The 17378-nt window shown below is 74.1% G+C and carries 1 protein-coding gene; it reads left to right on the plus strand.

What is annotated here, in order from left to right; all coding sequences use genetic code 11:
• The first annotated feature begins 11 nt into the window (after positions 1-11).
• Complete coding sequence (locus J8403_RS27730; protein ID WP_211125551.1) at positions 12-17318, plus strand: type I polyketide synthase; 17307 nt, start codon at positions 12-14, stop codon at positions 17316-17318.
• Positions 17319-17378 lie beyond the last annotated feature (60 nt).

Genomic DNA, 17378 nt, shown 5'->3' on the forward strand with positions numbered 1-17378 from the left:
GTGAGACTCCAATGGCGGATCAGGACAAGATCCTCGACTACCTCAAGCGGGTAACTGCCGATCTGCACCAGACGCGGCAGCGTCTTCGCGAGGTCGAGTCGCAGGAGCCTGAGCCGATCGCGATCGTCGGCATGAGCTGCCGGTTCCCCGGAGGCGTCACGTCTCCGGAGCAGCTGTGGGAGCTCGTGGCCGCGGGCGGCGACGCCATCGCGGACTTCCCCACGGACCGTGGCTGGGACACCGACGCGCTCTTCGCCGACGATCCCGACCAGCAGGGGACCAGCTACACCGACAAGGGCGGATTCCTGGAGGGCGCGGGCGAGTTCGACGCCGCGTTCTTCGGGATCAGCCCGCGCGAGACCCTCGGCATGGACCCGCAGCAGCGGCTGCTGCTGGAGACGTCCTGGGAGGCGTTCGAGCGGGCCGGGATCGACCCGGCCACGCTCCGCGGCAGCAAGGCCGGTGTCTTCGTCGGCACCAACGGCCAGGACTACCCCGAGCTGATGCACACGCTGCCGCAGGGCGTGGAGCAGTATCTGCTCACCGGCAACGCGGCCAGCGTCATCTCCGGCCGGATCTCCTACACCTTCGGTCTGGAGGGCCCGGCGCTCACCGTCGACACCGCCTGCTCGGCGTCGCTGGTGGCGCTGCACCTGGCCATCCAGGCGCTGCGTAACGGCGAGTGCTCGATGGCGCTCACCGGTGGTGTCACGGTGATGAACAGCCCGCGGGCGTTCATCAACTTCAGCCGCCAGCGGGGCCTGGCGCCCGACGGCCGCTGCAAGGCGTTCGCCGACGGCGCGGACGGCACCGGCTGGGGCGAGGGCGTCGGCATGCTGCTCGTCGAGCGGCTGTCGGACGCCCGCAAGAACGGCCACCCGGTGCTGGCCATCGTCCGCGGAAGCGCCATCAACCAGGACGGCGCGTCCAACGGTCTGACGGCGCCCAACGGCCCGTCCCAGCAGCGCGTCATCCGCCAGGCGCTCACCGACGCCCGGCTCACCCCCGCCCAGGTGGACGCCGTCGAGGCACACGGCACCGGCACCAGCCTCGGCGACCCCATCGAGGCACAGGCGCTGCTCGCCACGTACGGGCAGAACCGGGCCGAGGGCCGTCCGCTGTGGCTCGGCTCGATCAAGTCCAACTTCGGCCACACCCAGGCCGCCGCCGGTGTCGCGGGCATCATCAAGATGGTCAAGGCCATCGAGCACGGCGTGCTGCCCAGGACCCTGCACGTCGACGCGCCCTCCCGGGACGTGGACTGGACGGCCGGCGCCGTCTCCCTGCTCACCGAGAACACCCCGTGGCCGGAGACCGGCCAGCCGCGCCGCGCGGGCATCTCCTCCTTCGGTGTGAGCGGCACGAACGCGCACACCGTCATCGAGCAGGCGCCCGCCGAGGACCGCGAGACCCCCGGCGACGACGCCACGCCCTCGGAGTGGACCGGTGTCGGCGGTCTGGTGCCGGTGCTGGTGTCCGCGCAGAGCGCGGCGGCCCTGCGCGCCCAGGCCGAGCGGCTCACCGCCCATGTACAGGACGAGCCGGGCCTCGGCCTGGTCGACCTGGCCCACTCGCTGGCCACCACCCGCGCCGCGCTGGACCACCGGGCCGTGGTCCTCGCGGGCGAGGGCGGCCGCGAGGACCTGCTGCGCGGACTGGCCGAGCTCGCCGAGGACGCCCCCGCCGGTGGTGCGGTGCGCGGCGAGGTCGGCGAGGGCAAGGTCGCGTTCCTCTTCACCGGCCAGGGCAGCCAGCGCACCGGAATGGGCCGTGAGCTGTACGCGGCCGTGCCGGCCTTCGCGCGCGCCCTGGATGAGGTGTGCGCCGAGCTCGACCAGCACCTCCAGCGGCCGCTGCGCGAGGTGATGTTCGGCGACGACAGCGGACTGCTGGACCGCACCGGCTACACCCAGCCCGCGCTGTTCGCCCTCGAAGTGGCGCTGTTCCGGCTGCTGGAAACCTGGGGCGTCAAGCCCGACTTCCTCGTCGGCCACTCCATCGGCGAACTGGCCGCCGCGCATGTGGCCGGTGTGCTCTCGCTCGCGGACGCGGCGAAGCTGGTGGCCGCCCGCGGCCGGCTGATGGAGGAACTGCCCGCCGGTGGCGCGATGATCGCGATCCAGGCGTCCGAGGACGAGGTGGCGCCGCTGCTCACCGAGCGGGTCTCGATCGCCGCCATCAACGGGCCCACCTCGGTGGTCATCGCCGGTGACGAGGACACGGCCGTCGCCATCGCGGAGTCGTTCCAGGCGCAGGGCCGCAAGACCAAGCGGCTCACCGTCAGCCACGCGTTCCACTCGCCCCGCATGGACGGGATGCTGGAGCCCTTCCGCGAGGTCGCCCGGCAGGTGACCTACGCCCCGCCGGTCATCCCCATCATCTCCAACCTGACCGGCGGCTCGGTCTCCGCCGACGAGATCTGCTCGCCCGACTACTGGGTCCGGCACGTCCGCGAGGCGGTCCGCTTCACCGACGGCATCCGCCGGCTGGAGGAATACGACGTCGGCGCCTACGTGGAGCTGGGCCCCGACGGGGTGCTCTCCGCCATGGCGCAGGACTGCGTCACCTCCGACGGCGCCGTGTTCGTCCCCGTGCTGCGCGGCGACCGCCCCGAGGCCACCGCCCTGGCCGGTGCGCTCGCCCGCGCCCACGTCCACGGCGTGGCCGTCGACTGGGCCGCGGTCTTCGAGGGCTCCGGCGCCCGCCGCGTCGAACTGCCCACCTACGCCTTCCAGCGCGAGCTGTACTGGCCCGAGCCGCCCGGCCCCTGGACCGGCGACGTCACCGCCGCCGGACTCGGCTCCGCCGACCATCCGCTGCTCGGCGCCGCCGTGTCGCTCGCCGACGCCGCCGGATTCCTCTTCACCGGCCGGCTGTCCCTCCAGACCCACCCCTGGCTGGCCGATCACGCCGTCATGGACACCGTGCTGCTGCCCGGCACCGCCTTCGTGGAGCTGGCCATCCGCGCCGGTGACCACGTCGGCGCGGACGTCCTGGAGGAGCTGACCCTCGAAGCCCCGCTGGTCCTGCCTCCGCAGGGCGGCGTCCAGCTCCAGGTGTCCGTGGGCGCGCCGGACGAGACCGGCCGCCGCTCGCTGACCCTGCACTCGCGCCTGGAGGACGCCGCCGACGGCACCTGGGGCGAGGGCGAGTGGACCCGCCACGCCACCGGTGTGCTCGGCACCGGCGCCACCACCCCGGAGGACAACCTCGCCGCCTGGCCGCCGGCCCGCGCCACCGAGGTCCCCGTCGACGGCCTCTACGACTGGCTCGCCGAGACCGGATTCGCCTACGGCCCCGTCTTCCAGGGCCTCCAGGGCGCCTGGCAGCACGAGGACCAGGTGTACGCCGAGGTGCGGCTGCCCGAGAGCGCCCGCGCCGAGGCCGAGCTGTTCGGACTGCACCCCGCGCTGCTGGACGCGGCCCTGCACGCGGTCGGCATCGGCTCCCTCCTGGAGGACACCGAACACGGCCGCCTCCCCTTCTCCTGGAGCGGTGTCCGGCTCCACGCCGTCGGCGCCGCCACGCTGCGCGTCCGGCTCTCGCCCGCCGGGCAGGACGCCGTGGCCGTGCTGGTCACGGACGAGAGCGGCGCGCCCGTCGCCTCCGTCGACTCGCTGCTGCTGCGCCCCGTCTCGCCCGACCAGGTGCACGCCGCGCGCGCCGCCTTCCACGAGGCGCTGTTCCGCGTCGAGTGGACCCCCGCCCCGGTGCCCGCCGCCACCACCGTCGTGGCCGGGCAGTGGGCGGTCCTCGGCGCCGAGGACCCCGAGCTCGCCGCCGCCCTGCCCACCGCCGCCGGCTACGCCGACCTGGCCGCGCTCGGCGAGGCCGTGGACGCCGGGACCCCGCTGCCGCAGGCCGTCGTCGCCCCGTTCTTCGCGGACGAGGCGGACCGTCCCGTCGAGGAAGCCGTACGCGAGGCGCTGCACCGCGCGCTGGAGCTGGTCCAAAGCTGGCTCGCCGACGCCCGCTTCGAGGGCTCCCGGCTGGTCATCGCCACCCGTGGCGCGGTCGCCACCTCCGTCGACGCGGACACCGAGGACCTGGTCCACGCCCCGCTGTGGGGTCTGCTGCGCTCCGCGCAGTCGGAGAACCCGGACCGTTTCGTGCTGATGGACTTCGATAGCGCTGTCGGGACGGACGAGTCCTACCGTGGCTTCGCCTCCGCCCTGGCCACCGGCGAATCGCAGCTCGCGGTCCGCGCCGGGACCGTGGTGGTCCCGCGGCTGGCCAAGGTCGCCTCCGACCCCGAGCAGACCGTCCCCGCGCTCGACCCCGAGGGCACCGCCCTGGTCACCGGCGCCACCGGCACCCTGGGCGGGCTCGTCGCCCGCCATCTGGTCAGCGAGCACGGCGTACGCCACCTCCTGCTGCTCAGCAGGCGCGGGGCCGACGCCCACGGCGCCGCCGAACTCGTCGCCGAACTGCGCGCGTCGGGCGCCGACGTCACTCTCACCGCCTGCGACGTGGCCGACCGCGACGCCCTCGCCGCGACGCTGGCCGCCATCCCGGCCGAGCATCCGCTGACCGCCGTGGTGCACACCGCCGGTGTGCTGGACGACGGTGTGATCGGCTCGCTGACCGCCGAGCGCGTCGACCGCGTCCTGCCGCCCAAGGTCGACGCCGCGTGGAATCTGCACGAGCTGACCCGCGACAACCCGGATCTATCGGCGTTCGTGCTGTTCTCCGCCGCCGCCGGCACCCTCGGCGGCCCCGGCCAGGCCAACTACGCGGCCGCCAACGCCTTCCTGGACGGCCTCGCCCACCGGCGCCGCGCCCAGGGACTGCCCGCCACCGCCCTCGCCTGGGGCCTGTGGGCCGAGCGCAGCGGCATGACCGGCGACCTGGACGACACCGACATCCAGCGCATCACCCGCGCCGGAGTGGCCGCCCTCTCCTCCGAGGAGGGCCTGGCCCTCCTGGACACCGCCCTCGCGGTGGGCGACCCCACGCTCGTCCCCATGCACCTGGACCTGGCGCCGCTGCGGCACGCCGACGCCACCATGGTGCCCGCGCTGCTGCGCGGCCTGGTGCGGGCCCCCGGCCGCCGCGTGGTGGAGTCGGGCGGCGGCGCGGCCCCCGGCGGGCTCGCGGAGCGGCTGCTCGGGCTGTCCGTCCCCGAGCGGGACCGGCTGCTGCTGGAGATCGTCTGCGGTCAGGTGGCCGCCGTCCTCGGCTACGCGGGCCCCGAGGCCGTCGGCGCCGGGCGCGCCTTCAAGGAGCTGGGCTTCGACTCGCTCACCGCCGTCGAGCTGCGCAACCGCCTCGGCGCCGTCACCGGCGTACGGCTCCCGGCCACCCTTGTCTTCGACTACCCGACGCCCACCTCGCTCGCCGGTTTCCTGCGCACCGAGATCCTCGGCGACCAGGCCGACGAGGCGGCCGCGGCCCCGGCCGCCACCGTGGCCGTCGGCGACGACGAGCCCATCGCCATCGTCGGCATGAGCTGCCGCTACCCGGGCGGGGTCTCCAGCCCCGAGGAGCTGTGGCAGCTGGTCACCGGCTCGGTGGACGCCATCTCCGGCTTCCCGACCGACCGCGGCTGGCAGCTGGACGGACTGCTGGGCGAGGACCCCGAGCAGACCGGCACCAGCGCCACCATCGAGGGCGGATTCCTCTACGACGCGGGCGAGTTCGACCCCGACTTCTTCGGGATCAACCCGCGCGAGGCCCTGGCCATGGACCCGCACCAGCGGCTGCTGCTGGAGAGCTCCTGGGAGGCGTTCGAGCGGGCCGGGATCGACCCGGCGACCGTACGCGGCAGCAAGACCGGTGTCTTCGCGGGCGTCATGTACCACGACTACCTCTCCCGGCTGACCGCCCTGCCGGAGGGCCTGGAGGGCTACCTCGGCACCGGTACGGCGGGCAGTGTCGCCTCCGGCCGGGTGGCGTACACCTTCGGTCTCGAAGGCCCCGCGGTCACCATCGACACGGCGTGCTCGTCGTCGCTGGTGGCGCTGCACCTGGCCGCGCAGGCGCTGCGCAGCGGCGAGTGCACCATGGCCCTCGCGGGCGGTGTCACCGTCATGTCCACCCCGGACACCTTCATCGACTTCAGCCGCCAGGGCGGGCTGTCGACCAGCGGCCGCTGCAAGGCCTTCTCGGGCGACGCGGACGGCACCGGCTGGGCCGAGGGTGTCGGCATGCTGCTGGTGGAGCGGCTGTCGGACGCGAAGAAGAACGGCCACAAGGTGCTGGCGGTGGTGCGGGGCACGGCGGTCAATCAGGACGGTGCGTCCAACGGTCTGACGGCGCCGAACGGTCCCTCGCAGCAGCGGGTGATCCGTCAGGCGCTCGCCAACGCCCGACTGACCCCCGCCGAGGTCGACGCGGTCGAGGCGCACGGCACGGGGACGACGCTGGGTGACCCGATCGAGGCGCAGGCGCTGCTGGCCACCTACGGCAAGGAGAAGACCGAGGACCAGCCGCTGTGGCTGGGCTCCATCAAGTCCAACTTCGGCCACACCCAGGCGGCCGCCGGTGTCGCGGGCATCATCAAGATGGTGCAGGCGATGGACCACGGCGTGCTGCCCCAGTCGCTGCACATCAACGAGCCGTCGCCGCATGTGGACTGGGAGTCGGGCGCGGTCTCGCTGCTGACCGAGGCGCGGGAGTGGCCGGAGACCGGGCGTCCGCGCCGGGCCGGTATCTCCTCCTTCGGCGTCAGCGGCACCAACGCGCACGCCATCATCGAGCAGGCGCCGGAGCCGGTACCGGCCGAGGTGTCCGCGCTTCCGGCCGCCCGCCCGTCCGTGCTGCCCTGGCCGGTGTCCGGCAAGAGCGCGGAGGCGCTGCGGGCGCAGGCCGAGCGGTTGCTCGCCGACCTTCGGCGGCGGCCGGAGCTGTCGCCGACCGATCTGGCGTATTCGCTCGCCACCACCCGTGCCGCGCTGGACCACCGTGCCGTCGTGGTCGGCCAGGACCGCGCCGCGCTGGTCTCGGGCCTGGAGGCGCTGGCGCGTGGCGAGTCGGCGCCGGGGCTGGTGCAGGGCTCGGTGGCGGACGGCAAGGCGGCGTTCCTGTTCACCGGGCAGGGGAGCCAGCGGCTCGGCATGGGCCGTGAGCTGTACGACGCCTACCCGGCGTTCGCGGAGGCGCTGGACGCGGTCTGCGACGAGCTGGACCGGTACCTCGAACGGCCGCTGAAGACGGTGATGTTCGGGAACGACGCGGAGGAGCTGGACCAGACCGGGTTCACCCAGCCCGCGCTGTTCGCCATCGAGGTCGCGCTGTTCCACCTGGCCGAGGCGTGGGGCCTGCGGCCCGACTTCCTCTCCGGCCACTCCATCGGCGAGCTGGCCGCCGCGCATGTGGCCGGTGTGCTCTCGCTCGCCGACGCGGCGAAGCTGGTGGCCGCACGTGGCCGCCTGATGCAGGCGCTGCCCGCCGGTGGCGCGATGATCGCCGTCCAGGCGTCCGAGGACGAGGTGCTGCCGCTGCTCACCGACCGTGTGAGCATCGCCGCCCTCAACGGCCCGGCCTCGGTCGTGGTCGCGGGCGACGAGGACGCGGCACTGGAGATCGCGGCGGCCTTCGAGGAGCGGGGCCGCAAGACCAAGCGGCTCACCGTCAGCCACGCGTTCCACTCGCCGCGCATGGACGAGATGCTGGAGGCGTTCCGCGAGGTGGCCGAGGGGCTCACCTACGAGGCCCCGCGCATCCCGATCGTCTCCAACCTCACCGGGACCGTCGTCTCCGCCGAGGAGATCACCAGCCCGGACTTCTGGGTGCGCCACGTCCGGGAGGCCGTGCGCTTCCTCGACGGCGTACGGACACTGGAGGCCCAGGGCGTCACCACCTATCTCGAACTGGGCCCCGACGGTGTGCTGTCCGCCATGGGCCAGGACTGCCTCGACGACGCCGAAGCGGCCGGTTTCGCCGCCGCGCTGCGCGGCGGCCGCCCCGAGGCCGAGACCGTCGCCACCGCCCTCGCCGCCCTCCAGGTCCGCGGGGTGACGCCGGACTGGTCCGCGTACTTCGCCGGGACCGGCGCCCACCGCGTCGACCTGCCGACCTACGCCTTCCAGCACCGCCGCTTCTGGCTGACCTCCCCCGCGGGCTTCGTGGGCGACGTGGAGTCGGCGGGCCTGGACCGGGCCGACCATCCGCTGCTGGGCGCCGCGGTGCCGCTGGCGGACTCCGACGGCTTCCTGTTCACCGGCCGGCTCTCCCTCGAAAGCCACCCGTGGCTGGCCGACCACGCCGTCATGGGCACCGTGCTGCTGCCCGGCACCGCCTTCGTCGAGCTGGCCATCCGCGCCGGTGACCAGGTGGGCTGCGACCGGCTGGACGAGCTGACCATCGAGGCGCCGCTGGTCCTGCCCGAGCGTGGCGCGGTCCAGCTGCAGATCGTCGTGGGCGCCCCGCAGCAGGCCGGGCACCGCACGCTGGAGCTGTACTCGCGGGCGCAGGACGCGCCCGCCGAGCTGCCGTGGATCCGCCACGCCAGCGGTGTGCTGGTGGCCGGTGCCCCGCGGCCCTCGTTCGACCTGACGGCATGGCCGCCGCCGGGCGCCGAACCCGCCGAGATCGAGGGGCTCTACGAGCACCTGGCGCAGGGTGGCTTCGCGTACGGGCCGATGTTCCAGGGGCTGAGCGCGGCCTGGCTGCGCGGCGACGAGGTGTTCGCCGAGGTGCGGCTGCCGGAGGACCGGAAGTCCGAGGCCACCGCGTTCGGGCTGCACCCGGCGCTGCTGGACGCCGCGCTGCACGGCACGTTCGCCCGCGCGGGCGGCGATGAGCAGGGGCGGCTGCCGTTCTCCTGGAGCGGGGTGTCACTGCACGCGGTCGGCGCCGACGCGCTCCGGGTCCGGCTGACCCCGGCCGGGGCCGACGGGGTGGCGCTGGAGCTGGCCGACGGCACCGGTGCCCCGGTCGCCTCGGTCGAGCAGCTCGCGCTGCGCCCCGTCTCGGCCGGACAGCTCGCGGACGGCCGGTCCGCCGCGTACCACGAGTCGCTGTACCGGCTGGACTGGGCCACCGTGCCGATGGCCACCGAAGGCGCGGCCACCGCGGCGTGGGCGGTCCTCGGCGAGGGCGCGCCCGACGCGCTGACCTCGGGTGCCGCGGTCCACGCCGATCTGGACGCGCTGGCCGCGGCCGGGGAGGCGCCCGCGTACGTCCTGACCTACCTCGACCCGCGCGGCGCCACCGATGACGAGGTGACCGCCGCCGTCCACACCGCCACCCAGCGGACGCTGGCGCTCGTACGGGCGTGGCTGGCCGACGACCGGTTCGCGGCGTCCCAGCTGGTGCTGGTCACCCGGGGCGCGGTGGCCACCGCGGGCGACGCCGGTACCCACGACCTGGCCCACGCCCCCGCGTGGGGCCTGGTGCGCTCGGCGCAGTCGGAGAACCCCGACCGGCTGGTGCTGGTGGACCTCGACGGCACCGACGCCTCCTACGAGGCGCTGGGCACCGCGATCGCCTCCGGCGAGCCGCAGTTCGTGCTGCGCCGGGGCGCCGTACACGCCCCCCGGCTGGCGCGCACCGCCGCCAGTGGGCCCATGGTGCCGCCGCCCGGCGAGCCGGCCTGGCGCCTGGACATCCAGGACAAGGGCACCCTGGAGAACCTCACCCTGCTGCCCAGCCCGGAGGCCGCCGCGCCGCTGGAGACGGGCCAGGTGCGGGTCGCGGTCCGGGCCGCCGGTGTGAACTTCCGCGATGTGCTCAACGCGCTCGGCATGTACCCCGGCGACGCGGGCCTGATGGGCAGCGAGGGCGCCGGTGTCGTCCTCGAGACCGGACCGGGCGTCACCGATCTGGCGCCCGGCGACCGGGTGATGGGCATGCTGCCCGGTGGCTTCGGCCCGCTGGTGGTCGTGGACCGCCGCATGATCGCGCCGATGCCCGAGGGCTGGTCGTTCGCCCAGGCCGCGTCCGTGCCGATCGTCTTCATGACGGCCTACTACGCGCTGCGCGACCTGGCCGACCTCCAGGGCGGCGAGTCGCTGCTGGTGCACGCCGCCGCCGGTGGTGTCGGCATGGCCGCCGTGCAGCTGGCCCGCCACTGGGGCGTGGACGTCTACGCCACCGCCAGCCAGGGCAAGTGGGACACCCTGCGCTCGCTGGGGCTGGCCGACGACCGCATCGCCTCCTCCCGCGACCTGGCCTTCGAGGACACGTTCCGCGAGGCCAGCGGCGGTCGCGGCGTCGATGTGGTGCTGGACTCGCTGGCCCGGGAGTTCGTGGACGCCTCGCTGCGGCTGCTGCCGCGCGGCGGCCGGTTCGTCGAGATGGGCAAGACCGACGTCCGGGCGCCGGAAGAGGTCGCCGCCGCCTACCCCGGCGTCTCCTACCAGGCGTTCGACCTCACCGAGGCGGGCCTGGACCGCATCCAGGAGATGCTGTGCGAGCTGCTGGAGCTGTTCCGGCGGGGCGCGCTGCGGGCGCTGCCGATCACCGCATGGGATCTGCGGCAGGCCCCGGACGCGTTCCGCTACCTCAGCCAGGCCCGCCACATCGGCAAGGTCGTGCTCACCGTGCCCGCCCCGTGGAACCCGGACGGCACGGTGCTGATCACCGGTGGCACCGGCACCCTGGGCGGCCTGGTCGCCCGGCACGCGGTGACCGAGCGCGGCGCCCGCCGTCTGGTGCTCACCAGCCGGCGCGGTGAGCAGGCCGCGGGCGCGGCCGAACTCGCCGCTGAGCTACGTGAGTTGGGTGCCGAGGTCACCATCGCCGCCTGCGACGCCGCCGACCGGGACGCGCTCGCCGCCGTCCTGGCCGACATCCCCGCCGGGCATCCGCTGACCGCCGTCGTGCACACCGCCGGTGTGCTGGACGACAGCGTGATCGACTCGCTGACACCGGAGCGGCTGGAGAAGGTGCTGCGCCCCAAGGTGGACGCGGCCGTGAACCTGCACGAGCTGACCCGCGACCAGGACCTCGCCGCGTTCGTCCTGTTCTCCTCCGCCGCCGGTACGTTCGGCGGCCCCGGGCAGGCCAACTACGCGGCGGCCAACTCCTTCCTGGACGCCCTGGCCCGCCACCGCCAGGCCCAGGGCCTCGCCGCCACCTCGCTGGCCTGGGGCCTGTGGGCCGAGGCCAGCGGGATGACCGGTGAGCTGGAGGCCACCGACAAATCCCGGATGACCCGCTCCGGTGTGCTCGGCCTCTCCTCCGACGAGGGCCTGGCGCTGTTCGACGCCGCCCAGCAGGTGGGCGACGCCTTCCTGGTGCCCATGCAGCTCGACCTGGCGCCGCTCACCGGCGCCCCCATCGAGATGGTGCCGCCGCTGCTGCGCGGTCTGGTGCGCGGCGGTACGACCCGCCGCACCGCCGAATCGGGCGCGGCCCAGGACGGCTCCTCGCTGGTGGAGCGGCTGGTCCGGCTGGACGCGGCCGAACGCGAGCAGACCCTGCTCGACCTGGTGCGCGCCCAGGTCGCCGTGGTGCTCGGCCACGACTCGCCCGACGCGGTCGAGGCGAGCCGGGCCTTCAAGGACCTCGGCTTCGACTCGCTGACCGCGGTGGAGTTCCGCAACCGCCTCGGTGGCGCCGCCGGGCTGCGGCTGCCCGCCACACTGGTCTTCGACTACCCGACGCCGACCGCGCTCGCCGGATATCTTCTGGAGGAGCTGCTGGGCTCCGAGGCGGCCGCGGCCGTCCCCGCCCGGGCGGAAGGCCCGGCGGGTGGCGTGGCCGACGAGGACGACCCGATCGCGATCATCGCGATGAGCTGCCGCTTCCCCGGGGATGTGCGCACCCCCGAGGAGCTGTGGGAGCTGCTGGCCGAGGGCCGGGACGGCATCGCCCGGCTGCCGGAGGACCGCGGCTGGGACCTCGACGCGTTCTACGACCCGGACCCGGACCGGCCCGGCACCTCGTACGCCCGCGAGGGCGGCTTCTACTACGACGCCCACCACTTCGACCCGGCCTTCTTCGGCATCAACCCGCGCGAGGCGCTCGCCATGGACCCCCAGCAGCGGCTGCTGCTGGAGACCTCCTGGGAGTCCTTCGAGCGGGCGGGCCTGGACCCGGGCGCCGTGCGCGGCAAGCAGGTCGGCGTGTTCGTCGGCCAGATGCACAACGACTATGTGTCGCGGTTGCACACCGTCCCGGAGGGCGTCGAGGGCTACCTCGGCACCGGCGGCTCCAGCAGCATCGCGTCCGGCCGGGTGTCGTACACCTTCGGCTTCGAGGGCCCGGCCGTCACCGTCGACACGGCGTGCTCGTCGTCGCTGGTGGCGCTGCACCTCGCGGCGCAGGCGCTGCGCAACGGCGAGTGCACCATGGCGCTCGCGGGCGGTGTCACCATCATCACCACCCCCGATGTGTTCACCGAGTTCAGCCGTCAGCGCGGACTGGCCAGGAACGGCCGCTGCAAGCCGTTCGCCGCCGCCGCCGACGGCACGGCCTGGGGTGAGGGCGTGGGCATGCTGCTGGTGGAGCGGCTGTCGGACGCGAAGAAGAACGGCCACAAGGTGCTGGCGGTGGTGCGGGGCACGGCGGTCAACCAGGACGGTGCGTCCAACGGTCTGACGGCGCCCAACGGCCCGTCCCAGCAGCGGGTGATCCGCCAGGCGCTGGCCAACGCCGGTCTGTCGGCTCGTGAGGTGGACGCGGTCGAGGCGCACGGCACGGGGACGACGCTGGGTGACCCGATCGAGGCGCAGGCGCTGCTGGCCACCTACGGCAAGGAGAAGACCGAGGACCAGCCGCTGTGGCTGGGCTCGATCAAGTCCAACTTCGGTCACACGCAGGCGGCCGCGGGTGTCGCGGGCATCATCAAGATGGTGCTGGCGATGCGGCATGGCGTCCTGCCGAAGTCGCTGCACATCGATGAGCCGTCGCCGCACGTGGACTGGGAGTCGGGTGCGGTCTCGCTGCTGAGCGAGGCGCGGGAGTGGCCGGAGACCGGGCGTCCGCGCCGGGCCGGTATCTCCTCCTTCGGCATGAGCGGCACCAACGCGCACGCCATCATCGAGCAGGTGCCGGAGCCCGAACCGGCGGAGGTGCCCGCGCTTCCGGCCGGCGAGCCGTCCGTGGAGCCGTCCGCGCTGCCGTGGGCGATGTCCGCCAAGACCCCCGAGGCGCTGCGCGCCCAGGGAGCCCGGCTCCGGGCCCATGTGGCCGACCACCCCGAGCTGTCCCTCGCCGACATCGGCCACTCGCTGGCCACCTCCCGGGTGTCCTTCGAGCACCGGGCGACGCTCGTCGCCGCGGGCCGGGACGGCTTCCTGGCCGGTCTCGACGCCCTCGCCGAGGGCCGCACCGCGACCGGTCTCGTCGAGGGCGCGGTGGCCGAGGGCGGCAAGCTGGCCGTCCTGTTCACCGGCCAGGGCAGCCAGCGGCTCGGCATGGGCCGCGAGCTCTACGACGCCTATCCGGCGTTCGCCGAGGCGCTGGACGCGGTCTGCGACGCGCTGGACGCCCATCTCGAACGGCCCCTCCGTGACGTGCTGTTCGGGGACGACGCCGAGGTGCTGGACCAGACCGGCTTCACCCAGCCCGCACTCTTCGCCATCGAGGTGGCGCTGTTCCGCCTGGTCGAGACCTGGGGCGTGAAGCCGGACTATTTGTCCGGCCACTCGATCGGAGAACTGGCCGCCGCGCATGTGTCCGGTGTGCTCTCGCTCGCCGACGCGGCGAAGCTGGTGGCCGCTCGTGGGCGGTTGATGCAGCGGCTCCCGGCCGGTGGCGCGATGATCGCCATTCAGGCGTCCGAGGACGAGGTGACCCCGCAGCTCGGCAAGCGGGTGAGCATCGCGGCCGTCAACGGCCCGACCTCGGTCGTGGTCGCGGGCGACGAGGACGCGGCACTGGAGATCGCGGCGGCCTTCGAGGCGGAGGGCCGCAAGACCAAGCGGCTCACCGTCAGCCACGCGTTCCACTCGCCCCACATGGACGGCATGCTGGACGCCTTCCGCGAGGTGGCGCACGAGCTGACGTACCAGGCCCCGCGCATCCCGATCGTGTCCAACCTGACCGGTGCCGTGGTCCCCGCCGAGGAGATCATGACGGCCGACTTCTGGGTGCGTCACGTCCGCGAAGCGGTCCGCTTCCTGGACGGCGTCCGCACCCTGGAGGCCCAGGGCGTCACCACCTACCTCGAACTCGGCCCCGACGGGGTGCTGACCGCGATGGCGCAGGACTGCGTCACCGAGGACGGCGGCTCCTTCGCCACCGCCCTGCGGGGCGGCCGGCCGGAGACCGAGACGCTGCTCACGGCGGTCGGCACCGCCCAGGTCCGGGGCGCCGCCGTGGACTTCACCGCGCTGTACGCGCCGCACGGCCCGCACCAGGTCGACCTGCCGACGTACGCCTTCCAGCGCCGCTCGTTCTGGCTGAACGCCGGGCCGGTCGGCGGCGACGCCACCGCGATCGGCCTGCACGCGGCCGGTCACCCGCTGCTGGGCGCCGCCGTGGAGCTGCCCGACTCGGACGGCATCGCCTTCACCGGACGGCTCTCCCCGCAGACCCAGCCCTGGCTGGCCGACCACGCCGTGATGGGCACGGTGCTGCTGCCCGGCACCGCGTTCGTGGAGCTGGCGCTGCGCGCCGGGGACCACGCGGGCTGCGACCGCCTGGACGAACTCACCCTGGAAGCCCCGCTGATCGTGCCCGACCAGGGCGCCGTCCAGCTGCGGCTCGCGCTCGCCGCGCCCGACGACACCGGCCGCCGCGCGCTCACCCTGCACTCCCGCACCGAGGGCGCCCCGGCCGACGAGCCGTGGCTGCGCCACGCCACGGGCGCGCTGGTGGAGTCGGACACCACGGCCCCGTCGTTCGACCTGACGGCCTGGCCCCCCGCCGACGCCGAGAAGATCGAGGTGGCGGGCCTCTACGAGGGCCTGGCCGGATCGGGCTTCGACTACGGCCCGGTCTTCCAGGGCCTGACGGCCGCCTGGCGCCGCGACGACGAGGTGTTCGCCGAGGTACGGCTGCCGGAGGACCGCAAGTCCGACGCCGCCGCGTTCGGCCTGCACCCGGCGCTGCTGGACGCCGCCCTGCACGCGCTGGGCCTCCAGACGACCGAGGAGGGCACCGGCCAGGGCCGCCTGCCCTTCTCCTGGACCGGCGTCTCCCTCCACGCGGTGGGCGCCTCGGCGCTACGCGTACGCCTCGCCGGTACGGCCACCGGCACGGTGACCCTGGAACTGGCCGACACAACGGGCGCCCCGGTGGCATCGGTCGAGGGCCTGGCCCTGCGCACGGTCTCCCCGGACCAGCTGGGTGCGGCCCGCCCGGGCGGCGCGTCCGACTCCCTGTTCCGCCTGGACTGGGCGCCGGTGACGGCCTCACCGTCCGCCGAGGTAGCCCCCGACCGCTGGGCGGCAGTGGGCGCCGACACGTTGGGCCTGACGGCCTACGAGGACCTGGCGGCGCTGGCAGAGGCGCTGGAAGGGGGCAAGGCGCTCCCGGAGTACATCGTGGTGTCGCTGGCACACGAAGCCCATGTAGACGCGGCACTTGAAGGCCCGGATGCGGCACATCAAGCCCGTCCGGCGATTGAGGACACGCCCGAAGGGCGTGCCGGGGCACCGGCCGGGACACTTGAAGCCCGTCCGGCGCTTGAGGACCGGGGCCTTGGGGCGGAGCCCCACCACGCGGCGGAGCCGCATATCGATGCTGCGGGAAGGGGCGGGGTCGGGGAAAGCTCCTCGCCCGCCGGGGCGGCACACCAGGTCACCACCCACACCCTGGCCCTCCTCCAGAAGTGGCTGACCGAAGACCGCTTCGCGGACTCGCGTCTGGTCCTGCTGACCACGGGAGCCGTAACCACCGCCACGGACGAGTCCGCCCCCGACCCGGCCCAAGCCGCCGCCTGGGGCCTCGTCCGCTCCGCACAAGCGGAAAACCCGGACCGCATCGTCCTGGTGGACACCGACGGTCAAGGCGAGGCGACCCAGAAGACCCTGGCCGCCGCCCTGGCCACAGGCGAACCGCAAACCGTCATCCGCGACGGCGTCATCCGGGCGCCAAGGCTGGCCCGGGCCACCGTGGCACCGGAGCACCAGGCCCCCGCCTGGAACCCGGACGGCACGGTCCTGATCACGGGTGCCTCCGGCACCCTGGGCACCCTGTTCGCCAAGCACCTGGCAACCCACCACGGCGTACGCCACCTCCTCCTGCTCAGCCGCCGTGGCGCGGAAGCCCCCGGCGCGGCCGAACTCACCGCGGAACTCACCGAGCTGGGCGCGGAAGCCCACTGGGCCGCCTGCGACGCGGCCGACCGAGAAGCCCTCGCCGACGCACTGACGGCGATCCCCACCGCCCACCCCCTCACCGCCGTCATCCACACGGCAGGTGTCCTGGACGACGGCGTGATCGCCTCGCTGACCCCCGACCGCATGGCGCACGTACTGCGCCCGAAGGCCGACGCGGCGTGGAACCTCCACGAGCTGACCCAGGACGCGGGCCTGTCCGCATTCGTCCTGTTCAGCTCTGCCGCAGGCGTCTTCGGCGGCCCTGGCCAGGGCAACTACGCGGCGGCCAACGCCTTCCTGGACGCCCTCGCCCAGCACCGCCGCGCCAGCGGCCTGCCCGCCACCTCCCTCGCCTGGGGCCTGTGGTCCGTGGCCGGCGGCGGCATGGGCGGTGAGCTGGACGAGACCGAGATCGCCCGCATCCGCCGCGGAGGCGTCGGCGTGCTCACGGCCGAGACCGGCCTGGAGCTGTTCGACGCCGCGCGGGGCTCGGACGAGGCCCTCCTCGTACCGCTGCCGCTGGAGATGGCCGCCCTCAGGGCACAGGCCGGAAGCGGCATGCTGCCCGCGCTCTTCCGCGGTCTCGTCCGGGCCCCCGCCCGCCGCGCCGCCGAGTCCGCGGCGGCCGCCGCGGCCGGTGCCGAGGCGCTGCGGGAGCGGCTCGGCGGGCTCTCCGAGCCCGAGCGGGAAGAAGTGGTGCTGGAGCTGGTGTGCACCCAGGTGGCGGCCGTGCTCGGCTACCCGGGCCCGGAGACGGTCGACCCGGCCCGCTCGTTCAGCGAGGTCGGCTTCGACTCGCTGACCGCCGTGGAGCTGCGCAACCGCCTGAACGCGACCACCGGAGTCCGGCTCCCGGCGACGCTGGTCTTCGACTACCCCACACCGAACGCACTGGTCGAGTACCTGCGCGGTGAGATCCTGCCGGACGACGCGACGGCGGTCACCTCGCTGCTCGCGGAGCTCGACGGGCTGGAGAAGTCCCTGTCCGGGGCCACCCCGGACGACGAGGGCCGGAGCAGGATCACCGCGCGACTGCAGGCGCTGCTCGCGCAATGGAATGACGACCGAGGACCGGAAGACGGCGCCGGAGTCGCCGAGGAGCTGGAGTCCGCCACGGACGACGACCTCTTCGACTTCATCGGCAAGGAATTCGGGATCTCCTGAAATGACCGTGGCCGGCGTGAAGTGACAAGGTCTTCCGGATTCCTCGAGAGGGAAACGCAC

The organism is Streptomyces yatensis, from assembly GCF_018069625.1.
Lineage (GTDB): Bacteria > Actinomycetota > Actinomycetes > Streptomycetales > Streptomycetaceae > Streptomyces > Streptomyces yatensis.